Consider the following 25,472-nt stretch of genomic DNA (forward strand, 5'->3'; position numbering starts at 1 on the left):
GTTCCTCCTAAAAGTTTGATGTTCATTAACTGCCTGGATTCGCTTCGTGCACGAATCAATCGGTCTGAGGGTATGAATTAACCGCCTGCTGTTTCAGCTTATGGGTTGCCCGGTTAAGCAGTGTTCCGACAACCGGAGGATTTATGCCAAGCTGCCCGGCAATCTCCGAATAGCTGTAGCCCGAGTAGCGCAATAGCAGCGCCTGTCTGTCTCTCTCGGGTAGACCATCCAGCCAAGTCCGGACATCCTCCTGGTCCAGCTTGCTGAGTACAGCCTCTTCACCGGAAGGCGGAGCTGCCTCGGCGCTGAACAACAGCTCATGCTTATCCTGGAGCCGACGATCCCTGGCCTTTTTGTTCAAATAGTCATATCCAATCCGGGTGAGCACTCTATGGAGCCAAGCACCCAGCGCATTCGGATCATCCGGCGGGTTGCGGTATAGTCTGAGAAACACATCCTGGGCTAAATCATCTGCTGCCGACTCATCCCGTACAAGCGCCGCCAACTTCCGCCGCACCACCGGATAGTGTTCATAAAATATAGTTCGAAACATTTCAGTTTCCGGAAATTCCATTGTGTAAATCCTCCTTATCAGCTGCAGCTATAAGTAAGACGAACGCCAAAACGATTTTGTATCAAAGTAAATACAATTATCATAACATTTCTAATTATTTGCAGTTGAAAACGCAGAAAAGCAGTCCCTCAATAAGTAGATACAAGACGAATAAACCCCGCTAGAATCGTTCCAGCGAGGTAATTGTTTATGTAATCACATTTATGACGTTATCTATCTTGATCTAACAGCACCCTTATATTATTTATCCCCCCGTCCTGCCCCCATGTCTGTTCCATACATTTTTTCTGCTTCTATGGGACTTTCTTTTGCTGTTACATGGTGTGGAATTACCCTGCAAACTTGAACCGGTCCGCCGAATACAGCCGACCTATATTTATCCACATGCTGCTTGGGCAACGGGCGGTTATAATAGCCGGGCACATATTTATTTATCATTTCCTGAAGCACATGAGTGGCTTCGTCCAAATCCGTAATCGGTTCTGCTTGTCCAAAGATCATTACACTCATATAAGCCGTATCTGTTTTGGCAGGTACCGGATCCGTGATGGTTCCGTATGACTCACATACGGTAAAACAAACCTCTGGATTTTCCTTCATGACCTGATTGCGTCTTCCATCCCCGGCCCCATGAAAATAGAGATTCCCCTTCGTCCATACATAATTTAGCGGTACGACATAGGGAAGGCTCCCATCAACCAATCCCAGATACCCCGTTTTCGCTTGCTGTAGGAAACTGTCAATTTTCTCTTGATCCACACATTCTCTGATTTTGTAACGAACCATATCCATTTTTATAATTCTCCCTTCCATTCTTAAAGAGTGCGCAACGACCAAATTGTAAATACCTGTGTTATTACGGTAGTATATCAATGAATGGATTGCTTTAAAACATCCAAACTTTACAGTTATACACAATCCATAATTAATGTTTTAGGAGTGAATCTTATTTTTTGGGGGTATGTTCGATGATGAAAGTAATACGGAATGATAAAAGACCCATTTGGCAACAATTGCTTGATCAAGCTATTCATAATATCACAAACGGAATCTGGGCCCCGGGAGAATTGCTAATTCCCTCCCGCGAACTCGCTCACATGATAGGTGTCTCTCGCTCAACGATACAGATCGTCTATGAAGAGTTGCTAAGTCGAGGCTATACGGTTACATCTCGCAGAGGAGGAACGCGAGTTAGTAAATGGAGTCTTTTCACCGAGTCAAGGAAGGAAATAATAACAGATGGCCCCACTCCCCCCTCGCTTCCCTTGTTGAACACAGCGGTTGATCAGCTACATGGCTGGTTCAGAGGCAAAGAACAGTTCAAGGTGGATATTGACTTTAGTCCACACGAACCCTATTTGGATGGGCAGTTTCAAAAAAATTGGCGACAATCGCTCATTCATGCATCCGCTGAAATGGATTTATCAAACTGGGCTTACGGTGATCCCTATGGTTTCACACCATTACGTGAGCAAATCCAGCGGTATTTATCACTTGAACGAGGCATTCATATTCAAACCAATCAGATTCTGTTAACCTCTGGAGCTCAGCATAGCATTGACTTAATCGCACAATCGCTTTTAGCCGACGGGGATACTGTCTCAGTAGAAGATCCTGGATTTCCGGCTGCCTGGATGGCGATGAAATATCGGCGTATGAATGTAGTCCCTGTACCCGTTGATGAATATGGTCTTGTGGTGGAGCGTATTCATCCACAATCCAAACTAATTTTTGTGACACCTTCACACCAATGCGCCGTCGGGGTCGTTATGTCGGAGCCACGCAGGCAACAATTGCTACAAAAGGCCACTACAGATCAATTGTGGATCATTGAAGACGATTATGATAGTGAATTTCGATATCGTGGAGAGCCGCTTCCAACACTGTTTAGCCAAGCATCTCAGAATACCTTGTACCTGATGAGCTTTTCTAAAATGATTGCTCCAGGCATTCGTATTTCGGCTATTGTTGGATCTGCCAAGGCAATTGCCCAGCTAGCTAAGGTACAAGAGCTGACTTACCGTCATCTGCCGATTATGGATCAGCTAACGCTAACCCACTTCATCAAGAACGGGCATTTTATGCGTCATATGAGAAGAGTCCGAAATGTGTACCGGCGAAGACACGAGGCGATGACCAAGGTTATTATGGCTAGTGGTTTAGGAGAGCGTTTCACACTAAGTGGAGTAGAAACAGGATTGCATATGTTACTAGAAGCTGAAGAGTCATACGACGAAGAAACCGTCACAACGTTAGCCCTTCAACAGGGGATACGTATATACCCGCTTGGACCCTATTGTATGGAGAGCAAACGAAGGGGATGGGTATTAGGGTTTGCACAAGTAGATGAAGCATCAATTGAGAAGGGGATTCATTGTCTTGCGGAGTTGATCTTATAGTTTGCTATTCGTTAATCTCCATTCCAAAGCCTCGGATAAACAGCCATAACGTTCAGCTTTAATTTTCTCCGCATAATCCCTTTGACAGTCGTTGTATTTTAATATTTAGAATCTCTTCTGCAATAATTCCAGTGAAAATGACCGAGCAAGCTAATAAGCTTCTTGGTCATTTTCACTAGCAAATCAGCATCCTAGATAAAGGAACAGTTACCAATCATTTGTTCATTCCCACTAAAATATAGGGTTTAAATCGATCCACTGTTTAAGCATCTCAATATCGCCATCGACATTTCTAATGACAGCAGTATCTCCCCATGTATTGGGCAGATAAGAGATGTATAATGTACCAATATTGAAAATCCTTCTGAACGGAATAAAGAGAGCAATGGAGTTGACCTCATTTTCACTCATGGCTCTCACCTTGTTATAACCATTTAGGAACTGGTCTTTACGATGCTCTCTTTGCTGGAATTTAGCTGCATCGCATCCCATGCCAAAAGGATAGGCGTACATGGATATATCATAGGCTCGCCACCCATTGCCGCAAAAGTCAAAATCAATTAAGATTGGATTGTTATTAGCGTCAACCCGAACATTTCCACTATAAAAGTCACCATGGCAGACACCAGTTTGCGGTGTTTCAATAGAAAGATATAATAACTTCTTCTTTACATGTTTTGCGACTACTTCTAAAAAGTCTATGTCAAAATCATGAATCTCGGAAAAATGTCGTACGGCATCCATAGAACGATCAATGAAGGAGCTTGCATCCAAATTCCATCGGTCGATTGCAAAATCACATCTATCCCAGGCTGCGTGAATAGAAGCTATATACTTTCCCAATTTCTCATTTGATTCAATAGTCTCTTCTATATGGCTGAACTCACACACCCCGACTGACGTATATAACACGCCATATCTTGCTCCGTTCGCAGTCAAAAATTCTGAAATGTATGTTCCATCAGGTTTAATTACAGGTAAAGTAACAACAATATCGGATGCCTTCAGGTGAAGGAGCAAATCAAGCTCGGATTGAATTTCTGCCGTACTTCTAATACCTTGGCGATATACTTTGAAGAAATACGATTGATCGCCTACAATAACCTTATAAATGTCATGCAAACCTCTATAGAACAATCGGCATCTGAACAGAGTTCGAGAAAAATATTCGCGTGAAATATAATCGCCAAGAGCATCGGAAGATAGAACGGATACTTCCAGTGGAAATAATTGATCCAAAACAATTCCTCCATTATTACATGAATAATAATTTACATTGTCAATATTGGCGAGATCATTTATTATATCTCTCCGCTTTACTACTGAGTTGGGTACCCCGTATAGGTAACAGACCAAATTAGGCGAGATTGATAATCTTATCAAAGCAGTACGAATCTTTGTCATAGCCATTATGCTCATAAAAAGCATGGGCGTCGGTTCGTTTAAATCCGCTACATAAAATAATACTTGATATTCCAATTTCCTTAGCATAATTTTCTGTATGTCTTAATAGTTTTGTTCCTACCCCACTATGCTGATATTCCCTTTTAACAGCAAGAGCTTGAATATGTAGATAACCAATCGGAGCCCCTACTGATAATGCCTGAACTATAGTTACAAAACCAACCACATCATTTGAAAATAATGCAACAAGTGTTTTGTAATTCCCTTCCTTATTCATTTTTTCCATAGTAACACGAAAATTTTCTTCATTAACATTGCGAATTCCAAGTACATCGTTCCATAAAAAAACAACTTCAGTATAATCATTTGCTACAACTTCTCGTATCATAATTTCCATACCCAACCCCCATAAATAAAAATATTCGAATACGTCATTACATTCTGAGCAATATCTCCAACTGTACCAAATGGTATGGATTCATCATGACCGAAAAAAAGGAGATATCACGGAAATTCTCATAGGAAGGCACAGTTGCCATATCCTCCTTAGATTTCAACAAGGAAGCTTTATTTACTTCATAGTATGGGCTAATGTATTTGATTTTTGAAAATTTCTGAATATCTTTCTCTCCCTTCATACTCCCATAAAGTTCACACATTTCTATAAGAAACAGATTCGCGTCGCGACCGCATAAATAAACATACATGTTATGCCAAAAAAGTAATAGTCTTTTATTGATTTTTTTATAGAATATTATGTATCCATGCCATTTTTAGGGTTATTGGAACGTAACTGTGTAACTGGTAACTGGCGATAGTTGCCAGTTTTATTATTTCTGTTAGTGTATTCTGCCCACCATCCATGTACCTCTCAATGCTGTACCACATAGTATGAAAGTTCAATCGTTCTTTCATGGGGTTGAATAATTGCCAACAAAGAGACGACCGGATTTAGTGTACTGCATTCTGGTCGTCTCTTTGTTATTTTCTACTTACCAAAAATTCCACTCTACACTTTACCATTATTTGTGATCCGGTTCCCCGCACTGTCTGTAACGGCAAATTTTAGGGCCATCCGCTAGGGATGACCCTTTCTTTGATCTTGTTTTATTCAACAGTGAAAAGAATTGTCGTACCTGCATGTAAAATTTATAACTTTCTTGCCCATATAATAGCGCGATTTGTAGCTTCAACAATCGGCTCCGGAATCGGTTCAACAGTATAATTGTGATAGGTACACTCAATGGTAAACCCGGCATCTGATAGCCAATCGTAAACTTGCGTTTGCGTGGGAATGTGCTTATACCAACGCTTGGGTAAGATGATCTGCTCACCGCTATTTGTGGTGAGCTCCCAGTGACCAGTTCCGTTACAAATCTGGGTTATAGGGTCATACACGCTCCCATAGCTAACACATTGGCCAGTCGTGCCCAATTCATCTGTCCCTATGAAAGAGCTACTCTCGTTCAGCCTATTGAACCGGGCTGCTGGATCATATTGCAGGTCAAAATCAATATAAAGATGTCCACCCGTACGAAGCGCGGCCGCAGCATTTTTAATAAGGGTCTTTTGTGCATCTTTGTAATCGATCTCGCATTCAATGTTAATCAGTATATTACCTGCCATGACTACGACATCATAACCGACACCCCATCCGGAAATTACTGCATCAGCTTGATAACAGCGAATATTCGTTAAACCCAACATCTGGCGATAACATCGCAGGAGCATATGTTCATCGGAATCAAGGCCTGTAACGAAATGATTCGCCTTTGCTAGAGGAACACAGATCCTACCATCACCACAGGCAATTTCAAGTATATTCAGTGGTTGATTATCTGTTTGCTCTGTAAGTACTTTCAACAGAAAATCCACGTCGTGAGTTTGGTTTTCAAACTGTTCATACACACTAGCATACCAATGTTTTGCAATAAACTCTCTATTCACAGGTTTACCTCCATTTTTTATAGGAGGATTAAATTATAGTCACCCTCCAAGAAACAAAGCAGGTGAACAAATCTGTCATATTTAATCATCTAATATCATCCTTTCATCGTTTAATGGAAAGCGGATAAATAAAGAATGTATTTCTCTTTGATTATAACCAGGAAATATTTAACAAACAATGTAAAGATTCTTTATATTTATTCCCATCAGTGGAGAGACTGAACGAGTTCATGAAAGACCGTCACAAAAACATTTTTCTAAACTTGCTTTCCGTAAGCAAAAGTCCCCCTCTAGATACGCATCCGAAAAAAATCGCCCTCATTTATGATACGGTTCTCCGCGCTGTTTGTAACGCAAGTTTTAAGACCATCCTTATGCGGGATGGCCTCCGCATGATATCACTCCGTTCTTGACAAAGCATTCTCAATCGCTAGACAAGCGGCTCGATTAGTACCTTGTCAGACCTTCGCACAAGGTCCACAGTTTCTTGCCCGCTCTAGCATCAAACTTAGTGTGAATCGGTACGATTTGCTTCTTATCATCGAAGAATACGCCATTTGCGCGCTCTATTTCTTTCGCAGACGCCAGATAAACCCCGATCCCGCATTCTGCTTTGACACGTGCGTTTAAGAGAGGTGCAGCCGCCCTCAAATACCAAGGCGCGTTCCTCGCGAGATTGGATTTCACAAACCCCGGATAAAAAGCGTTGGAGGTCACTCCCGTTCCTTCTAAACGCTTTGCCAATTCGAAAGCAAATAACGTCCTGGCGAACAGCGACTGGCTGCTTGCACGCATCGTGCTATACTGGCGCTCCATTTGAATATCATCGAAGTTAATGACGGGATTCTTCAAAAATCTAGGGTTACCCGACACTGTGATTACGCGTGCAGGTCCGCTTTCTTGGAGGATGTCGAGCAGCCGGTTAGTCAGCAGATAATGACTATGCACATTGACCGCGAACATACGATCAATCCCATCAGTCGTCAATTCCTTCTTAAAATAGACTGCACCACAAGCATTAATAAGCACATGCAATTGATCGTACTTCCGCTTGTACACGTCGCTGACTTCCCGGATCGATGACTGTAGGGAAAGGTCCGCCGCCACCCATTCTCCCTTGCTATTGCCTGTGGCTTCCGAAATATCCTTTAATGCAGCTTCTCCACGCTCCGCATTTCTGCTGATAATCACGATCTTTGCACCAAATCTGGCTAGTCCCGTTGCGATTGCTTTTCCTACTCCGGATGTTCCCCCTGAAATTAAAAATACTCTGTTATCAATATCCGTACGTGCGTCGTTCATCGTCTCTCCCCCTTGTATGCAGCAGCAAAAACTTTCGCGAAGTCTACGAGCTTGACTTTGCCTAGATGGTAGTCGGTGGCGCGGAGACTGGCGTAAAATTCATCGGGGCTCTCACCAGCGCGGCTCATTTGGGCGAAGCGGTTAGCGGTGTCTTCGTGGAAGCCTAGTTTTATCATATTCTCAATGAGGGCCAAGGCAGGGATTTGTTGGTATTTGGCTTCGATACCATTCTCGGCAAGAGCCTTGAGCCAGTCGTTGCCTGTAGCCCAATCGCTAACGACGAATTTCACACTTTTGCCTGCTGGGGTGTGATCAATCAGGGCGTAAGCGACGTCCGCAATATCAATGGGGCTGACCCAACCGTGCGCGATAATAGCCGAAACTGGACTAAAAAGGGTTTGCATCGTTTTAAGGCTTTGCATGTCGGCAAAAAGATTGCTATAAAAGCCGACAGGACGTATATGAGCAACGTTCACGCCTTCAAGCGAGTTAAGTGCGTCTTCTGCAAAATGATAGCTGTAAAGGATGCCAGCGTTAGGGTTGTCGGCGCCTACTGAGCTGAGGTTGACGACGTTTTTCACACCCGAATTTTGCACGGCGGTCTTATAATTCTCAGAGAGCTCGATTGCGCTCTGCAACATGTCGATGCCGGAGGTTGGATTGATGCCTGAGATCATGAGATAAACAACGTCGCTACCTGTAAAAGCCCGGGTAAGGAAGTCTACGTCCCGGTTTGAGCCTACTGCTGGTTTGGCACCGAGCGCTTCGATGTCGGCGATACGATCACTAGAGCTTGTGATGACTGTGACGTCGTGTCCATCAGCGATGAGGCGTGGAAGGTAGTAACGATTAATATTGCCAAGTGAGCCGAGTACTGTGATTTTCATTGTGCATTCTCCTTCTTTTTGATAAAATAGTGTCACAAACTGACATTTTCAATCATTGTATACCTGCGGGTTTTTTATTGTCAAGAAAAAATGTCAGAAACTGACCATTCTATTTTTCTTCCATTAATCACATGAATAGGAATGATAAAAATGAAAAGCAAAGAAAAATTACAGGCGGCGGCCACCAAATTATTTATGGAAAAAGGCTATGAACACACGACTGTGCAGGAGATTGCAAGTCTTGCGGGTGTGACGGAGCGAACCTTTTTCCGGCAGTTCAAGGACAAGTCGGACGTACTTTTTGACACGAACAATGAGCTGGGGCAGGGAGTTTCGGCTTTTATCACGGATAAATTTGAAGTCGAGCAAAAACCGCTGAAGCTTGCGGTTGAAGGCTTTGTGTCGATTTCCGAGTTTTTCGAGGGCTCGCGGGAGAGGGTGCTTGCGCGGAATCAAATTATTCAAAGCAATCCTGATCTGCAAGAACGGGAGCTGTTGAAGGGGCAGGTGCTCATTGCGTCTGTCACAAACTCATTATCTGCCAAATATGATAGCGATGTGTCGGAGCTTGCCGCGCGATTTGCGGTTGAAATTTTTCACATGGCATTTATTAAATGGATTAATAGCACTGAGAAAGGCCTTGCGGAGCATTTACTCACCGTTTATGAGTTGTATGAGAACTCGTTTTGCTGCGTGGATTGAAAGTTAAAAAAAACTTGACGTTATTTATGATACGGTTCTCCACGATTTATCTTAACCGCCCGATACACCTGCTCATGTGACGGAACACTAAGAACCCGCATAACCATTGGTGTTATGCGGGTTCTTAATTTATATGCGATCATGGAAGACACCATGATGACGATGATGCTTGGAGGAATATAAATGTTATGATCTTGATCTATCGTTTTTTCACAGGAGTTTCTTGATGTCATCCTTGATTTGCTCCGATTGCGGACCAAATACGATTTGTACCGCACCCTGACCCAATCTCATTACCCCCGATGCTCCCAGTTGCTTCAGCGCGGCGTCCTTGACTGCTTTCTCATCATTCACAATCAGCCGCAGCCGTGTAATACAGGCATCAATGTTGCGGATGTTGGACGGTCCGCCGATATTCTCCAGGATTTTGACTGCTCTGGAGGATGCGGAGATTTTTGCTCCACTCACATCAGCCTCCAGGATTTCGTCATCAGCATCATCCTCACGCCCTGGTGTTTTCAAATTGAACTTCACAATAACAAAGCGGAACAAAACATAATATAGTACGAAGAACGCAAGTCCGACCGGAAGCAGGACCCAGGCATTGGTGGAAAGCTTTAGATTCGTCAGGTAATCAATCAAACCCGCAGAGAAACTAAATCCAAGTCTTACATCCAGCAAATACATTAAGGCCATGGAAAGACCAGTTAAAAGCGCATGCACCAAGTACAAAAGCGGTGCGACGAACATGAACGAGAACTCCAAAGGTTCGGTAATACCGGTAAGGATAGAGGCGATAGCTGAACCAATAAATATCGAGGCCACCATTTTCTTTTTTTCAGGTTTTGCCGTATGGATAAAGGCCAATGCAGCCCCCGGCAAAGCGAACATCATAATTGGGAAGAAGCCCGTTGTGAACATCCCTGCGCTTTTATCACCTGCAAGGAAACGCCATATATCACCATGGATAACCTCCCCGGCAGCATTTTTGAAATCACCAAGCTGAAACCAGGCAATGGTGTTAATTACGTGATGCAGACCGATGGGAACCAGCAGACGGTTTGCTGTACCGAAGACGAATGCCCCAAAAGCGCCAAGACTTACAACCCAGTTACCGAAATCACTGATTACATCCTGCACCGGACTCCAGATCATACCGATCAAGACAGCCAGGACCATAGTCGATGCAGCTGTTACAATCGGAACAAAACGTTTGCCGGCAAAGAAACCAAGCCAATCGGGCATTTTGACGTTATGATATTTTTTGTACAGGAAAGCTGCCCACGCCCCGGCAAAGATTCCGCCAAGCACGCCCATATCGAGCACAACATCATCCCCGATGAAACCGAAGGTGGCCGGTACAATGCCCAATACTTTCGTAAGTACCATATAGGCAATCAATGCGGACAAGGCAGCTACGGCGTCCCCTGCAAAACCGATAGCAACACCCACCGCAAAAATCAATGCTAAATTCCCAAAGATGGCGCCTGCACCAGCATTCAGAAAGGGGGCAATATACTGATTCAGAAATCCACCAATAGCACTGCCTAAATGTAAGTCCTTTTCATAGTCGAGCAATCCTAAACCTTGCAGAATCGCCGCCGCCGGCAGTGTAGCTACAGGAAGCATCAGTGACTTACCCAATTTTTGCAGAAAAGCTAACATTCCAATCATCCCCTTGTTTCGTATTTTACTTGGCTAACCATGAAGCTATATGCTTTATTACCTGGATGCCACAGTCAGAATAATGACTTTGCCGGCAACAACCGGACCATAATGGTAATCCATTTCAAGATCCGTTTCTCCGTTGCTGGTTACAATGACTGGTGTTATGGTCTGATAGCCTGCCGCCTGTATGAAAGCGATATCAAATTCAATCAGTGTCTGCCCTGCTTTTACTTCATCTCCGCTGGTAACATGACTAGTGAATCCGCTCCCTTTCAGGCTTACGGTATCCATTCCGATATGCAGCAGCAGCTGAAGTCCTGAAGAATGTTCTATTATCACGGCATGACTGGATTTGACCACATGGGCAATTTTTCCGTCAAAAGGGGCCATTAATCTCCCCTCACTAGGTTCTATAGCTATTCCTTTCCCCATATGTCCACCTGCGAAGGTTTCATCCGGGACACCTGATAATGGAACGGCCTGGCCGCTCACCGGAGCATAAATCTCCAGCACCAGCACTTCGGTAGGGTTCTTTTCTTTTTTCGATTTCCATTTAGCAAACATTACTTCTCTCTCCTCACTGTTGCTGTTTGTCTAAGGTCTGGAACAAACGCCGCAAATGCATTGCGAGGAAGCAGATTTCTTCTTCCGGAACTTCTGCACCCAGGGATTCCTGCATGACCTTGCCCATTTTTTGGGCCAGCTTGTATTCCTCTTTGTATTCTTTTTGAATATGCTTCACGAACGGATTGTCGATGAGCGAACCCTGCAGAATCCGTTCAATCGAAAATCTTAGATGAATCATCAGCCGGATATGGTTCATACTGCCATGTGCAAAGGTTATCTGACGTTCTACCCGAATCATATCCAGCAACTCGCTGACGATATTTGAGGCTTTCACCAACTGGCCAATCGGCACATTACTGACCGCAGAATACACGTGATAGGTTAGAAATCCCACTTCGTCTTCTGGAATCTGAACCTGGAACTCCGCGCTGATTTTTTCTGCCGCCCTGTAAGCGATCTCAAATTCCTTGGGAAAGGACATTTTGGTCTCCTGAAGGAACGGGTTGACAATGTCCATTCCGTTCCGGAGACGGTAAATGGTGAACTGGATATGGCTGGGGAGCGCCAAATAGATCTTGTCATTCAACTTGCCAGAAAATTCAAGGGCAATATCCGCAATAATATCATCCGTAATTCTCATCACTTTGGGATCTATATCTTCAAGCAAAATCTGATATTGACTCCATTCCTCACGATCCTCCAGACGGAATAATTTCTCAATCCGCTGGTCATTCGCATCAATGATTCCTGAATCTTTTACCGCAAATCCAATCCCTTTGCCAATAATCACATATTCTTTGCCCTTTCGGCCTCCTTGCACCATTACAACGTTATTGCCGATCACCCGTAGTACCTCAAATTGCTCATTATCCTTGGCCAAGGTCCCCCTCCTTTCCATTCATTGTCAGATTTTTTTGCATCAAAAAGAGCCAAGAAAGACTCAAATGAATGAGATCAATTCTTGGCTCATGCCCTTAAAGGTAACACGCCGCTTGCATATAAATGATCATTTATAAAACCATAATAAATCAAACCTATATTTCCGTCAATGGGTTTTTGAAAAGTCAAATCCATCCAACAATCGGCACATCCGTGTAACCACATCCTTAATCACCACAGGCTTGCTGATAAAATCCGAGGCTCCTGCAGCCAGACATTTCTCACGGTCTTCCTTCATCGTTTTGGCTGAAATCGCGATAATAGGAAGTTCAGGCAACTGTAATTCGTCACGGATAATCGAAAGGGTATCATACCCGTCCAGGTTTGGCATCATGATATCCAGGAGCACAACATCTACTTCAGGGTGTTCTCTGACTATTTGCAGGCATTCGAATCCAGAATGAGCGGTTAGAATATTCATGTCATAGGGCTCCAGCCCTTTTTCCAGGGCATAGATGTTGCGGATATCATCATCTACGATCAGTACAGTTTTCTCATGCAGCTTCAAATATTCTCTTTCGAATGGTGTACTGTCCTTCTTAACAGGTATCTCCTGCCGTACTCCCCATTCCAAAGCAGCGGCTGCCGGGGTGCTCCAGACATCTGAAAAAACGGTATTGAACCCGTCATCTTCTTCACGGCAAGGGAGATACAACGTAAAGGTGCTGCCCGTCCCCTCTTTGCTATCAAGTATTATTGTGCCGCCTAACAGTCTGGCAAGCTGAAGGGATATGGACAATCCCAAGCCTGTTCCGCCGAATTTCCGGGCTGTGGAGCCGTCAGCCTGACGGAATGCTTCAAAGATGATCTCCCGGTTCGCTTCCGAGACACCAATACCGCTATCCTTTACGGCAAAAGCGATTACAGGTTCAGCTGTAAGAAGCTGTGACTCCGTAAAAGGTTCAACCCGGTGAATGTTCACCTCCACGAAACCCTTCACCGTAAACTTAAAAGCGTTGGAAAGCAGGTTCCTCAGGATTTGATGCAATCTCATTTCGTCAGTAAAGAATAAATCGGGAACATCATCCTGAAGTGTTACCTTGAAGTCTATATTCTTCTGCTCAGCAATTTTGTTGAAATAACCCTTCAGTATGAATGGTAATTCAGTAAGGTTGACGGCATCCCGTTCGACTGTCATTTTGCCTGCTTCTACTTTGGACAAATCCAGAATATCGTTGATCATTGACAGCAACTCACTGCCGGACGAATGAATGACCGCTGCATATCCGAGATCTTCTTCCGACAGGGAATCATTGCGGTTCTCAATAAGCAGTTGTGAAAGAATAAGCATACTATTAAGCGGTGTGCGCAGCTCGTGAGACATATTTGCTAAAAATTCAGATTTGTAGCGGGAACTTAGCTCTAATTGTTCATTATACTTTTCCAGTTGAACTGCAGCATTCTCGGCAACGGCCTTCTGATCCTCCAGCTCCCGGTTTATAGTCAGCAATTCCTGTGTATGATGCTGCAATTCCTCAGTTTGTACCTGCAATTCTTCGGACTGTACCTGAAGCTCCTCAGATTGAATCTGTAGTTCTTCGTTCATCGCTTGAGATTCTTTATACAAATGCTGGATCTCCATACGCGTCAAAACAGAATTCAAGGTGACCCCCAACATTTTCAGCAACTCACCAAACAGCTCAAGATGGTATGGGGCCCATTTGGTAAGTGAAGCCACTTCCAGAACGGCTACAGTTTTGTTCTCGAATAAAACAGGAGCAATAACAGCGAATTGGGGTGCGGATCTTCCGAGCCCGGAGTTAATACTTATGTAATCCGCTGGTAAATTCTCAATCCGGCTCAGCCTTTTATCAATCGCACACTGGCCAATGAGGCCCTCACCCAGGCGGATGATTGTCTTCCCGCTCCGGAACTCCTGATTCTCCGAACCGGCATAAACATACTTCCGTTCCAATTGATCGTTCTCACCCAGAACATAAATGACTCCGTACTGCATCTCCAGCATAAAGGACAGTCTGTTCACAAATGTCCTGCACACTACTGATAAATCCGTCGTTTCCTGAAGCGCTATAGACATTAAAGATATCTGTTCATTGCTCCAGTGATCCCGCTGCACAGTATCCAGAAGTTCATTTGTTGCTTTCCCCAGATCATAGATTTCATCCAGGGTCTTCACGGTGATCCGCTCGGACATATTTCCTCCGCCTGCAATACTCCGGATCGCCTGAATGACGCTACGGAGTGGATTGACAATACTGGCAGAGATCAGGTAGGTTACAAGAGCTGCTAAGAACGCAACCAGTGTCCAGAGAACATACATAATCTTCAGAAGCTTGTTGTTGCTTTCTTTCAAATTGGTAATACGTTCGCTGGTAAGCTTCCGCTCGTTATCCCGGAAGTACTCTAACTGTGAGCGTATGGAATCAACGATCAGCTTGCCGCTGTCATTACGAAAGAAAGCGTTCACCGCCTCATTCTGCCCATTGCGCTTAAGATCAACTACATATTGTCCGGATATCTTGATCCATTGAACAATATTCTCTTGGATATCGTTCAAGTTCAATAGCTGATCCGGATTATCCCTAATCATACTGCTTAATTTAGTGTAATTAATCTTCCACTCTGTAGTCCCGCTATCATAAGGAGCCAAATAGCTGGGGTCTCCAGTAAGGGCATAACCCCGCTGACCGGTTTCCATGTCCAGCACATTTTTTTCAATCTGATAGGTAAGCTCATGCAAAGTCATATCATGATCGCTCAGAAAAACAGTTTCTTTCTCCAAGGCGCTAATCCTACCGGATACAACCAGCAGAAACAATCCCAGCATTAACAGGATCATGGCGTAACCGAGAGCAATTTTCCCGCGGATCTTCAGCTGTAAACCTCGCTTATCATGCAATGGTCCACCCTCCATCTGGAATTCCAATATATAATTCATTTACACAAGTTATTCTATAATTGTAAATGCTGGCAAATCAGATAACAAGGGTCCATTTGCATTATAATGCTGTTACAGAAAACTTTCGCTCCTAGGCAGCCTGTCCTTTAATTGTCTTACGTTGGCTTCCAGCTTCAAGATCACATCTTCCAGGTCCATCGGATCAATCCCCCGGATGACCGGTGCGGGTGCCGGAACAGCTTCAGCCTTTTGGGCTTTGTCCTTCATTTCGCGAAGCTCAATCTGCTGCTCCTGCCATTTATCCATCAAATCAGCTATTGTAGCATAGAAGCGCTCATAATCCTTGATCACGCTATCCAGAAACGTGTCTACCTCTTCGGCATCATAGCCGCGAAGCTTCATACTGAATTCTTTCTCATGTATGGTGAGTGCGTCGAGTGTAATGCCTAGTTGGCTGAACAGCTTTCTCTGCTTATCCAGTCTGCGTTTCATGTGTTCATCCATGTTAGTTACCTCCAAGTATATAGCGTTTCATCTGGCAGTAATCATTATAACAGGGTAACAGCAACCTGGAAATATCACTTAGGTTGTAGTTCTTAAGATTAAAATCTAATCCCTTGAAGATTAGAAATTATCCGAAACAGCTTTGTTCAAAATCCCTAGACAGCGGTCAAGATCCGTCTTGACCTGCTTCTTATACAATCTGGCTTTTTCCTCTCCATCCGTGGTGAAATGATACAGGACGATCTCTTGGAAGTCCACCTTGGGATCATTGCCTTTCAACTGCTTGGTCCGGTATAGAATCCCTTGCTGGACCAGTTCATGCAGTGCCCGGTAGATTTCACTCTGAGGAGGGGAATAGCCATGCGTTTTGAAATCTCTCCGCAAATCCTCAAGCATCTGATAGCCATACCCCTTATGTTGCTCAACCATTGTAATCAGATATACCTTGATAAAAGCCCTTTGGGCAATCATAAAAGCCATGGGACACCTCCTAATGATGTGTTTCCTTATCTTTCCTGCACAACTTCAGTATAAACACTATTTCCCTGATTTCACAATAAGAAAATCAGAGAGAATCCCTTTCCTTGAAACCTTTTGTTAGGATCTAAATACCGCAATTAGTTCGAGTAAAATCGTTGAATCTAGAGTGTGTGATTCTTTTAGTTTATCTATTATGAATTTTTCATATGATGAAATAAAGTTTATAGGAGGCTTCTAGATATCATTATCCAATAGTCGGGACAACCCGTTCGCTGTATTCAACCGATTTCATTTTCTAAAAACAAAAAGACCGCACCTCAGATATTTTCTGAAATGCAGTCTTTTGAATTTATTATAACTCTATTCTTCGCCCAGAGGCTTCAATACAGCTTCTCGCAGCCTTGCTGGCCTACATCCGGTTGCCGTTGTAACGGTCCGGGTCGACATCCGCGTTCATGGACCCTCTGTTGCCCATGGAATTACCTACTGTCGTATCATCCCTTATAACATCAGGGTTTGTTGCTCCCCGGTCCGTAATGGGATCATTCAGCGTACCATCGCCATACAAGCTGTTATATCTGCTGGCATTCAAGGAACGGTTGCCCGTGAATACGCTGTGGATATCGCGTCCGCGTCCATTATCATCCACTAGGACGAGGATTTTTCCGCTGTCCACGTAGCTTTCATATTCTTTGGCTTCATCCTCAGGAATACCCAGTCCTATTAATCCTCCAACGAGACCGCCCGCACCTGCGCCGATGGCTGCCCCTGTAAGAGTAGCCACTATAGGGCCTGCCGCCAGAATAGGACCTATCCCCGGAATGGCCAGTGCCCCGATTCCTGCAAGCAGACCGGTAATCCCCCCAACTACTCCTCCGGTTGCGGCACCGGTGGCTACGCCTTCTGGTGCCATAGTTCCTGTATCATCCGATATATTTTTGAGTTCATTCCGGTCACGTGTGATTACTGAGATCTCGTCATTGCTTACACCCTGTCGCTGCAGCTCTTCAATTGCTCTGGTCGCTTCTTGTTCTGTGTTGAATACACCTATGATTTTGTCGGTCACTTGAAGCCCTCCTTCGTAATTGTCGTTCGCTACATTATTACCCGATCATATACATCCCAAACAGGGTGTAAGCATTTTCAGTGATATGACGATGTAAGCAGGGAAGAACGTTTATTTTGAAGGGCGTGTACGGTTTGTAGGGACTGCCTGCAGCGGATCATCCGGCCAGTAGTGCTTGGGGTAGCGTCCTTTGAGATCCTTTTTGACTTCAAAATAGGTGCTGCGCCAAAAACTGGCGAGGTCCGCCGTCACCTGCACGGGTCTCCTTGCCGGAGAAAGCAGATGCAGCAGTACCGCAACCTTGCCTCCCCCGATCCTTGGTGTATCTACTTGGCCGAACAACTCCTGAAGCCTGACCGCAAGCACCGGTGCCTCTGGGTTACTGTAATCCATCGGAATCCGTGAACCGCTGGGGACGGTAATATGCGTTGGGGCTTCCTTGTCTAGCATCTGACGGCTGCTCCAATCCAGCAGTCCCTCCAGCGCTCTGGATACAGGCACCCGCTGCAGGTCGCGGAGATTGCGCATCCCCTGAATAAACGGCTGAAGCCATTCCTTGAGGGAGGACAGCAGGGCTTCTTCCGAACCATCCGGAAAATCTGCCCGCAGCCTATGCAGGAATACCATCCTTTGTCTCAGCTGAACCGTGCCTTTGTCCCAGGGCAGCAGTTCGAGCCCCCTGCCTTCAATGACGCGAAGCAGTACCTCCTCTGCCTCTTCTGCTGTTGGTCTTTCATGCGAGGTTTCCTTCAGGATCAATGCACCCAGCAGGGTCCGCCGGCGCGCCTGTACACTTCCGCTATCATTATCCCAATAGACTTCGCGCTCATCTATCATATTGTTCTTGTGATGCTTCAGCAAATCTGCTTCAGGCAGCTCTGCGGCCAGCATAATCCGGCTCTGGCCGGCGCGGTCATCAATGCCGGCCGCTACAATATAGGGCGAACGCGTTAGCGGCTGCCCTTCTCTCATGGCCGCCCCCCGGCCACCCGAGAGCAGAAACGCGCCATCGCCGCGTTTTTGCCCAATGCGGTCGGGGTAGGCGAACGACAACAGCAGCCCGGTGAGGCTGATGTTGTCCGGCAGTGCACCCGGCGCGGCCTTCAGCTGCGCCAGGAAGCTCCGGCTCTCGCGCTGCACCGCGCGCAGAGCTGCCGGGTCCGCTCCGCCGCTGTCCGCAGCGGAGCGCTCGAACCTCAGCAGCGCCTCCACGCGCAGCGTGAGGTCGCTGTCCATTGCCGCGGGACCCCGCCAGAGGTCCCGCTCCTGGAGCAGCGCCGCCAGCCGGCAGGCGAGCGGCGCTGCTCCCAGCTCTGCCGCGCGCAGCAGCATGTGCGCGACGCGGGGGTGCGCGCCGAGCGCGGCCATGCTGCGGCCGTGCGGCGTAATGGCGCCGCCGACGTCCAGCGCGCCGAGCTGGCGCAGCAGCGCTGTGCCCTGCGCGTAAGGCGCAGCAGGCGGCGCGTCCAGCCAGAGCAGCGCCGCCGGGGAAGGCGCTCCCCACAGCGCCAACTCCAGAGCCAGCTGCGCCAGGTCGGTCTCCATGATCTCCGGCACATTCTCATCCGGAAGACGGGCATGCTCTTCCGGGCTCCACAGCCGGTAGCATACTCCCGGCGCGGTGCGTCCCGCACGGCCCCGCCGCTGGTCAGCCGAAGCCTTGGAGACCGGCACCGTAGTCAGCCGGGGCATGCCCGTGCGCGGCGAGAACACCTGAGTCCGCCGCAGCCCCGTATCGATCACCGTGCGTACCCCTTCGATCGTCAAGCTGGTTTCAGCAATCGAAGTCGCCAGAACTACTTTACGTTCTCCGGGTACTGAGGCTGCCACCGCGGCATCCTGCTGCGCCTGTGGCAGCTGCCCATAGAGTGGACGAAGCACTGTTCCAGGAGGGAGAGCAACATTTTGCAGTTCACGCTCGGTGCGGCGGATTTCCGCCTCCCCAGGCAGGAAGACCAGCACATCTCCAGGCTGTTCGGCAAGTGCACGGCGGACTGCCGCTGCAGCTCCCTGCTCCAGCTGCCTGTCTCCGGGGCCTGGCAGATAGACCGTTTCCACCGGAAAGGTCCGGCCCGGACAATCCACAACAGGCACACCTCCGAGCAGAGCCGATACCCTGTCGCCGTCCAGTGTTGCCGACATGATCAGAATCCGCAGATCCTCGCGGAGCACAGCCTGTGCTTCCAGTGTTAACGCCAGTCCCAGATCTGCATGAAGGCTGCGCTCATGAAATTCATCAAAGATCACAAGCCCTACATCGCCTAGCGACGGATCGCTTTGCAGCATTCGGGTCAATACTCCTTCTGTGACCACGACAATACGGGTGTTTTTGCCTACTTTTGTGTCATTGCGCATACGGTAGCCTACCGTTTGTCCGACACTTTCGCCCATGGAGGATGCCATGTAGCTCGCTGCCGACCGGGCGGCCAACCTTCTGGGCTCCAGCATAAGTATGGTTTTTCCGGCCAGCCAAACCTCTTCCAAAAAAGCCGGCGGCGTACCGGTTGTCTTCCCCGCGCCAGGCTCGGCTAGCAGAACGGCAGCGGTTGAAGTGTTCAATATGGTTTTCAGCTCAGGGAGCACCTGCGCAATGGGAAGCTGTCTCATCGAATCTCTCCATGTATTCTTATTGTCTAGTATTCCTAATATGATGGGCGAAACCCTAGTAAATTTCAAGCTCTCTGCATACAAAAAAGAGCTACCCTGCCCTTTCGGCCGGATAACTCGATTCAATTATTCTTCCCGCGTCAGTTGCTCCTGAATCTTGTCTCCATAGTCGGAGAACGCGCTGCTGTTCCCGAATCCGCGCTGCCCCATCAGCTCCTGAAGGCGGAGTCGTTTCAGCGTCAGTTGGGATTTAAGCTCTTTTCGTTCGCCATCCTCGGTGTTTCCATTGCTGTGACATGCCGCGAGCAGTGTCTCCAGAGTTACACATTCCTTGCGCAGCGTGACTTCTTCCGGGAGCAGACCGGCGTTCTTCATGATTTTGAAGGACATCCGCAAATCCTCCGGCACCCCGGACAGATCCTCCAGCTGAAGAGGTTTGCCGTGCCCCGGCAGATCCTCGAACTCACCACTACGCATAGCTTCCTGTATCCTCTGTTCCGCAAGCCAAGATAATATCGTCATATCCACTCTCCCTCCTCTGCTGCAAGGCCCCAATCAAGCTATCAGGCCGATGTGCTGCCGTTTGCCTATAGTTTAGCATAGGGGATGAGTGAAATCACCCGTTCACTATTTCTGTTTTAGATAACCGCGTTCTCCGTAAGGTGACAGCTTCTCCAGCCATTTGCTCTCCAAATCGGGCAATTGTTTGCGGTATTTGGAGAGTTCGGTTACCTCTGCCACAAAATCCTCTTCAGGCTTAATCTGCTCCAGAATCTCATAAATAAATGCTTTCTCTCCGAATGCCTTCCAATCTGCCTGAAGCTCTTTATTGTCATGATTTCCGATGTCCAGCATGAACTTATGCTTATTCCAGACTCCATCCAGATTAATGCTGCTGCCTACAAAGGCCTTATCATTTAAGGTGTTGACGATTCGGTATACTCCCATCGGCCGGTGGGAATGCGCGTAGTTATAGGCTAATTCTTTACGTTTTGACTTTTCCATGTTTGCTGTTCTCTCCTTCATCTATAAACTAACCCAGTAGCTGCTTCCATCTGGCTCACGGTCCAGCAGCCCATAATCAATCAAATACCGCCGGAGCGTAACATAATCCGCAAAAGCCTCCTTCAGGATGGCGTTAACCTCTTTCTCTGTATATTGGCGTCCGGTTTCAAAACGCTTAATCAGCTGGCGGAGAATTGCTGCTTTACGCTTCTGCTTCTTGGGAAACTCCGAGATTGGACCTTCCAATCCCTCTTTAAAGTAGGTATTCAGGATTTCGGTATTCTCCTCCTCCGTAATGGCAAACCGCTCGTCGACCATGGCGGCGGAACGCGGGATACTGACAAAAGGCGAGGATGCCCCCGGCTTTTCTTCCACAAGCTCCATTACAGCGAGAAACAGCTTCGCCTGCTTCACCTTTTCCCGCAGAGTAAACCGGTGATTGCGCACGGTAGAGGTACTGCCAATGCCCAGTTCCTTGGCTGCTTCTCCATCACTCAAGCTGTGCCGAAAAGCATTCAGCAGCCCCTTCTGCAGCTCCGTTAATCCGGTAAGCTTCTTGTCCAGTCCCAGCAGCCAGTGAAACATCCCTCCATGTGCCTGTTCCACATGAAGTGCTGCATATTTGCCGGCTTCATAATATTGACTCTCTTTCTTATAGATCAAGCCCTTCTCAAATTCCTCTCCACAGACCAGACAAGTATAGTAACCTGAATGCTCCCGCATCTCAAAAAGATATCCCTGCTTCAGCTCACTAATAGAGGCATTCCAGAATTTTTCCGAAATACTAACCGATTCATTACCTTCCGCCAACCCGATCACCCATTTCCGCCTTAATATATAGACATATTATCATTTTGTTTGTTATTTTACAATCATCTAATTACATTGTTTATAAAATGCCAAAAAAACTGCCCTAGCCATTGGCATTGTTCATCTACGTTCCACTCATCTCACCGGACAGCAGCTAAGAAATGTTAAGATTTCCGTTAGATTTCCTTAAGTAATTAGTTAGATCGTAGCGGATATTTTCGCCTACACTTATGGAGTCGTATCCAGTTTTATTACAAGGGGGAGTTTTATATGGAAAAGTTAAAAACTTATGCTTTTGGTCGGCCTGTAATGTTTTCAATTATTATGATTGTTGTGACGATTGCCTTAACGTCCATTCCTTTAGATCCTTTGTTTGTATCTCTGTTAGGTCAGAAATCTAGTGAATATGCAACAGGTATAATTGAACAGGTACTGGTTAGTTTTGCAATAATATGGCTTCTGAAACGGTGGGGGTTATTGAAGAGTGCAGGATTTACCCGTCCGAGTTGGAAGGGATTATGGATTTACTGGCCAATGATTTTGTTAACATTACTTAATGGGTCCGATTTTATATTTGGCAATATTGTTATAGATACCTCAAGACCGGTCGTAATTGGATTGTTCATCTTAACATATCTGTCCACGGGGTTATTTGAAGAGGTGCTGTGCCGCGGTGCTGTATTGTCAGTAATGCTGCGTAAATGGGGAGCAACCCGAAGAGGGTGTTATGCTGCGGTGATCATATCCAGTGTATTGTTTGGTTCCGCCCATATCATCCATTACTTTCTTCATCATTCTTCATTGCTTGCTACGTTAACACAAATGACTTATGGAATATTCATCGGTGTGTATTTTGCAGCCTGTGTTATCAGGAATAAAAGCATTTTTCCAGCAATGATTGCTCATGGTGTATTTGATATCTTTGGCAGCTTTCAAGAAATTACGCTTGGCGGAGGTCTGAACAAAACCTACCTCACTATGACTGTCAGTAACTCCTTAATCTCAATTCTAATCTTTCTGCCCTTATTTATTTATGGACTTGTTATCATCCGAAAAGTAACACCTTCTGAAAATCACGAATCTATTGCATAGAGTTAACTTTTGCCTACAGCTATAATGGACAAATACATGGATGTATATCCACGTGAGTTAAGGCAGCCTCTAACCAGAATTATGTTGTGATGAAATAATAACTTTAATTGGGCGGTGAAAAGGAAATGAAAGAAAGAATTGTATTATCCCTGGCTACTTTAGACGATGTAGAATTCATTGTTGATAAAAAAACTTGTACTTCCTTATGGTCTTTCGAAGATTTTATTTCATCCGATAAGGAAGCAGTTAGAACGAATGTAATAGAGAAAATTAATAGTGATTGGTATAAGCAATACATAATAAAGCTTGATGATCCAGAAAGAACAGCTATAGGAGAATTGCATATTCATTGGTATGTAAAAGAGCGTGAAAGTTGGGAATTGGGTTATTGTATTTTCCCTGAATATCGAGGGCAAGGATTTTCTGTTGAAGCTGCAAAAATAGCGTTGAAGTATGCTTTTGAAGATTGGAATGCGCATAAAGTCGTTGCCATGTGTAATGAATTCAATACCGCTTCATACAAGGTGTTGGAAAGGTTAGGAATGGTCAGAGAAGGTATATTCAGAGAAGAATTACACTGGCAAGGTAAATGGGTAAATCAATTCTTCTACTGTATACTTGACAGTGATTATCGAAAATGAATATCTGAATTCACTTCACTAATCGACTGCCGGATATTTATATAAAATAATTGACGTCTTATTATTCCATCAAGCGAAGGTCTATATGTTGAATGGAAAATCAATGAAGGCTTGAATTCTAACGGAGAACAGTGAAGGACTTCAAGTGCATAACTCATGAATGAACATATTCATCACAGAGCGTTATTTGAAAGGGATCTACTATGGAGCAATATAGTATTCTACTTATTGATGATGAACAGGAAATTGTTGAGTTAATTGAGATTTATCTTGTCAATGAAGGGTATCGGGTATTAACAGCATTTGATGGAACTGAGGGCCTTAACATTCTGAACCATCAGACAGTAGATCTGGTTGTGCTCGATATTATGATGCCAGGAATGGATGGAATGGAGACCTGCAGAAGGATTAGGCAGACCATGAACTTACCTATTATTATGCTAAGCGCCAAATCACAGGATATGGACAAGATTCTTGGGCTTGGACTGGGTGCAGATGATTACTTATCCAAACCATTTAATCCAATGGAGCTGATTGCACGGATCAAATCACAGCTAAGACGTTATATCATTTTAAATGTACCGGGCCAACAAAAGAATGAGGACAGTGTCATTCATATCAAAGGTTTAGTGATCAATAAAAATAATCATTCCGTCTCTACTGACCACGGTGAGATCAATTTAACCCCAACGGAATATGAAATACTATTATTGCTCGCCAGTAGTCCCGGCACTGTGTTTAGTGCGGAACAAATATTTGAAGCGATATGGAAAGAAAAATATTTTGAATCTAATAATACGATCATGGTTCATATTTGGAGACTTAGGGAGAAAGTTGAGAAAACGCCAAAAACACCTGATATCATTGAAACCGTATGGGGAGTTGGCTACAAAATTGAAAAATAAACGGGGCACCATACGCTATAAGTTGATACTCGTTTTTTTCACTAGTGCTGCTTTGACCGGTTTATGTATGCTTTTGATATTTATGGCCTTAATTGTGGCCTCCAAAAACCACCCCTTCGCGGTATTTTTCATGCAGCATTTAATTATATTTTCCCTGCTATTATTTGTCGTTCTTATCTTGCTGATGATTGGATTTCTTCTTCTGATGACCAGAGGGAGCATCGCATATCTCGAAGATATCACGAATACACTGGAAACCATCTCTAAAGGTAATTTAGAAGTCAACATTCCGGTAAAAAGCTCTGACGAGCTTGGAAAATTGGCCACCACCGTCAATAGCATGGTCTATAAACTAAAGATTTTGATGGAAGAAGAAAAAAGCTGGGAAAACACAAAAAATGATTTGATCACAAATCTATCGCATGACTTAAGAACACCGTTGACCTCTATCCTTGGGTATATGGAATTGATTGCGGATGTCAAATACACGGATGAAGAAAGCTTAAGGCACTATGCAGGTATAACCTTCCAAAAGTGTAATGAACTCAAGGTTCTGATTGACAATCTTTTTGAATATTCAAAGCTCACAAATTCGGAATTAACCATCAATAAGAGCTTGCTCAATCTAGGAGAACTTTTGGAGCAAGTGATTCTTGGATTTATTCCTGCACTAACAGAAGCGGAGATGGAGTATAGACTATTCTACAGCAATGAAAAAATCATGATTAATGCAGACCCGATTCTATTGGTACGGGTATTTGATAACCTTATTAGTAATGCTATCAAGTATGGAAGCGAAGGAAAATACCTTGATATCGAGTTAAGTAAAGCGGATCATGAAGCGCTCGTACGTATTATTAACTATGGGGAACCGATACTGGATGAGGATTTACCCTTTGTATTTGAAAGATTTTATACAGCTGATAAATCACGCTTTGGACAGACCAATGGATCAGGTCTGGGGCTTGCTATAGTAAAGAGCATTATTGAGCTGCATGACGGTACAGTTACTGTACACAACCTGGATCACAGAACCGCTTTTGAAATTAGATTAAGAATAGAGGCATAATACAAAAAGAGCCTAATCCATGGTCCACCACCGGATAAGACTCT

24 protein-coding genes are annotated in these 25,472 nt (G+C 45.2%); 6 read left to right on the forward strand and 18 right to left on the reverse strand.

All coding sequences use genetic code 11. From position 1 onward, the window contains the following. Positions 1 to 55: 55 nt before the first annotated feature. Positions 56 to 574 (reverse strand): sigma-70 family RNA polymerase sigma factor, encoded by a 519-nt coding sequence (locus tag A3844_RS00900; protein ID WP_074106312.1) that lies wholly within the window; start codon positions 572 to 574, stop codon positions 56 to 58. Between the two features lie 240 nt (positions 575 to 814). Then, entirely contained in the window at positions 815 to 1,366 is a 552-nt protein-coding gene (locus tag A3844_RS00905) for a pyridoxamine 5'-phosphate oxidase family protein (RefSeq protein WP_074106313.1), read from the reverse strand. Positions 1,367 to 1,542: 176 nt separating this feature from the next. Here A3844_RS00905 and pdxR point away from each other — a divergent pair, with 176 nt between their 5' ends. Then, entirely contained in the window at positions 1,543 to 2,973 is a 1,431-nt protein-coding gene (pdxR, locus tag A3844_RS00910; protein WP_074106314.1) for a MocR-like pyridoxine biosynthesis transcription factor PdxR, read from the forward strand. Positions 2,974 to 3,204: 231 nt separating this feature from the next. Here pdxR and A3844_RS00915 read toward each other — a convergent pair whose 3' ends face one another. The 5 genes from A3844_RS00915 to A3844_RS00940 all read right to left on the reverse strand — a co-directional run bounded on the left by A3844_RS00915 (position 3,205) and on the right by A3844_RS00940 (position 8,513). Beyond that, a complete protein-coding gene (locus tag A3844_RS00915) occupies positions 3,205 to 4,212 on the reverse strand; it encodes a phosphotransferase enzyme family protein (protein WP_074100772.1) in 1,008 nt (335 codons plus the stop codon). Between the two features lie 118 nt (positions 4,213 to 4,330). After that, positions 4,331 to 4,774 (reverse strand): GNAT family N-acetyltransferase, encoded by a 444-nt coding sequence (locus A3844_RS00920; protein WP_074101574.1) that lies wholly within the window; start codon positions 4,772 to 4,774, stop codon positions 4,331 to 4,333. 752 nt (positions 4,775 to 5,526) lie between these two features. Then, complete coding sequence (locus A3844_RS00930; RefSeq protein ID WP_074106316.1) at positions 5,527 to 6,324, reverse strand: class I SAM-dependent methyltransferase; 798 nt, start codon at positions 6,322 to 6,324, stop codon at positions 5,527 to 5,529. Positions 6,325 to 6,771: 447 nt separating this feature from the next. Beyond that, entirely contained in the window at positions 6,772 to 7,626 is an 855-nt protein-coding gene (locus tag A3844_RS00935; protein ID WP_074106317.1) for an SDR family NAD(P)-dependent oxidoreductase, read from the reverse strand. Next, positions 7,623 to 8,513, reverse strand: a complete 891-nt coding sequence (locus A3844_RS00940) for an NAD(P)H-binding protein (protein WP_074106318.1) — start codon at positions 8,511 to 8,513, stop codon at positions 7,623 to 7,625. The genes A3844_RS00935 and A3844_RS00940 overlap by 4 nt, the downstream gene beginning before the upstream one ends. 150 nt (positions 8,514 to 8,663) lie before the next feature. Between A3844_RS00940 and A3844_RS00945 the strand changes: the two genes are divergently transcribed. Continuing rightward, complete coding sequence (locus tag A3844_RS00945; protein ID WP_074100646.1) at positions 8,664 to 9,215, forward strand: TetR/AcrR family transcriptional regulator; 552 nt, start codon at positions 8,664 to 8,666, stop codon at positions 9,213 to 9,215. A gap of 210 nt (positions 9,216 to 9,425) precedes the next feature. On the opposite strand, the gene nagE is transcribed toward A3844_RS00945, so the two are convergent. From nagE to A3844_RS01000, 11 genes are all read right to left on the reverse strand, one after another. Beyond that, complete coding sequence (gene nagE, locus A3844_RS00950; protein WP_074083540.1) at positions 9,426 to 10,880, reverse strand: N-acetylglucosamine-specific PTS transporter subunit IIBC; 1,455 nt, start codon at positions 10,878 to 10,880, stop codon at positions 9,426 to 9,428. A 57-nt stretch (positions 10,881 to 10,937) separates the two neighbouring features. After that, entirely contained in the window at positions 10,938 to 11,447 is a 510-nt protein-coding gene (locus A3844_RS00955; RefSeq protein WP_074106319.1) for a PTS sugar transporter subunit IIA, read from the reverse strand. A 13-nt stretch (positions 11,448 to 11,460) separates the two neighbouring features. After that, positions 11,461 to 12,330 (reverse strand): PRD domain-containing protein, encoded by an 870-nt coding sequence (locus A3844_RS00960; protein ID WP_244169655.1) that lies wholly within the window; start codon positions 12,328 to 12,330, stop codon positions 11,461 to 11,463. Between the two features lie 165 nt (positions 12,331 to 12,495). Further along, positions 12,496 to 15,249 carry a CHASE3 domain-containing protein gene (locus tag A3844_RS00965; RefSeq protein ID WP_167374608.1) on the reverse strand — a complete coding sequence of 918 codons (2,754 nt, stop codon included), beginning with the start codon at positions 15,247 to 15,249 and terminating at the stop codon, positions 12,496 to 12,498. 111 nt (positions 15,250 to 15,360) lie between these two features. Further along, entirely contained in the window at positions 15,361 to 15,753 is a 393-nt protein-coding gene (locus tag A3844_RS00970) for a DivIVA domain-containing protein (RefSeq protein ID WP_074083542.1), read from the reverse strand. Between the two features lie 120 nt (positions 15,754 to 15,873). Continuing rightward, positions 15,874 to 16,233: a replication termination protein gene (locus A3844_RS00975; protein ID WP_074083543.1), complete on the reverse strand. Its 360-nt coding sequence runs from the start codon at positions 16,231 to 16,233 to the stop codon at positions 15,874 to 15,876. Positions 16,234 to 16,642: 409 nt separating this feature from the next. Further along, entirely contained in the window at positions 16,643 to 17,299 is a 657-nt protein-coding gene (locus tag A3844_RS00980; protein ID WP_074083544.1) for a general stress protein, read from the reverse strand. A gap of 111 nt (positions 17,300 to 17,410) precedes the next feature. Then, complete coding sequence (gene hrpB, locus A3844_RS00985) at positions 17,411 to 19,906, reverse strand: ATP-dependent helicase HrpB (protein WP_074106320.1); 2,496 nt, start codon at positions 19,904 to 19,906, stop codon at positions 17,411 to 17,413. Positions 19,907 to 20,032: 126 nt separating this feature from the next. Then, on the reverse strand, positions 20,033 to 20,428 hold the full coding sequence (locus tag A3844_RS00990; RefSeq protein ID WP_074106321.1) for a DnaJ family domain-containing protein: 396 nt from the start codon (positions 20,426 to 20,428) through the stop codon (positions 20,033 to 20,035). A gap of 105 nt (positions 20,429 to 20,533) precedes the next feature. After that, positions 20,534 to 20,911 carry a GIY-YIG nuclease family protein gene (locus A3844_RS00995; RefSeq protein WP_074103101.1) on the reverse strand — a complete coding sequence of 126 codons (378 nt, stop codon included), beginning with the start codon at positions 20,909 to 20,911 and terminating at the stop codon, positions 20,534 to 20,536. Between the two features lie 21 nt (positions 20,912 to 20,932). Then, positions 20,933 to 21,727, reverse strand: coding sequence for a DUF2087 domain-containing protein (locus A3844_RS01000; protein ID WP_074106549.1), 795 nt, complete (start codon positions 21,725 to 21,727; stop codon positions 20,933 to 20,935). 264 nt (positions 21,728 to 21,991) lie between these two features. Here A3844_RS01000 and A3844_RS01005 point away from each other — a divergent pair, with 264 nt between their 5' ends. The 4 genes from A3844_RS01005 (at position 21,992) to A3844_RS01020 (ending at position 25,428) form a co-directional block, all read left to right on the forward strand. Further along, positions 21,992 to 22,813: a CPBP family intramembrane glutamic endopeptidase gene (locus tag A3844_RS01005; RefSeq protein ID WP_074106322.1), complete on the forward strand. Its 822-nt coding sequence runs from the start codon at positions 21,992 to 21,994 to the stop codon at positions 22,811 to 22,813. Between the two features lie 125 nt (positions 22,814 to 22,938). Continuing rightward, positions 22,939 to 23,454: a GNAT family N-acetyltransferase gene (locus A3844_RS01010; RefSeq protein WP_074083549.1), complete on the forward strand. Its 516-nt coding sequence runs from the start codon at positions 22,939 to 22,941 to the stop codon at positions 23,452 to 23,454. A 203-nt stretch (positions 23,455 to 23,657) separates the two neighbouring features. After that, on the forward strand, positions 23,658 to 24,359 hold the full coding sequence (locus A3844_RS01015; RefSeq protein WP_074106323.1) for a response regulator transcription factor: 702 nt from the start codon (positions 23,658 to 23,660) through the stop codon (positions 24,357 to 24,359). After that, on the forward strand, positions 24,349 to 25,428 hold the full coding sequence (locus A3844_RS01020) for a HAMP domain-containing sensor histidine kinase (RefSeq protein ID WP_074106324.1): 1,080 nt from the start codon (positions 24,349 to 24,351) through the stop codon (positions 25,426 to 25,428). Before A3844_RS01015 ends, A3844_RS01020 begins: the two co-directional genes overlap by 11 nt. Positions 25,429 to 25,472 lie beyond the last annotated feature (44 nt).

The organism is Paenibacillus helianthi (genome assembly GCF_001909055.1).
Taxonomy (GTDB): Bacteria; Bacillota; Bacilli; order Paenibacillales; family Paenibacillaceae; genus Paenibacillus_AQ; species Paenibacillus_AQ helianthi.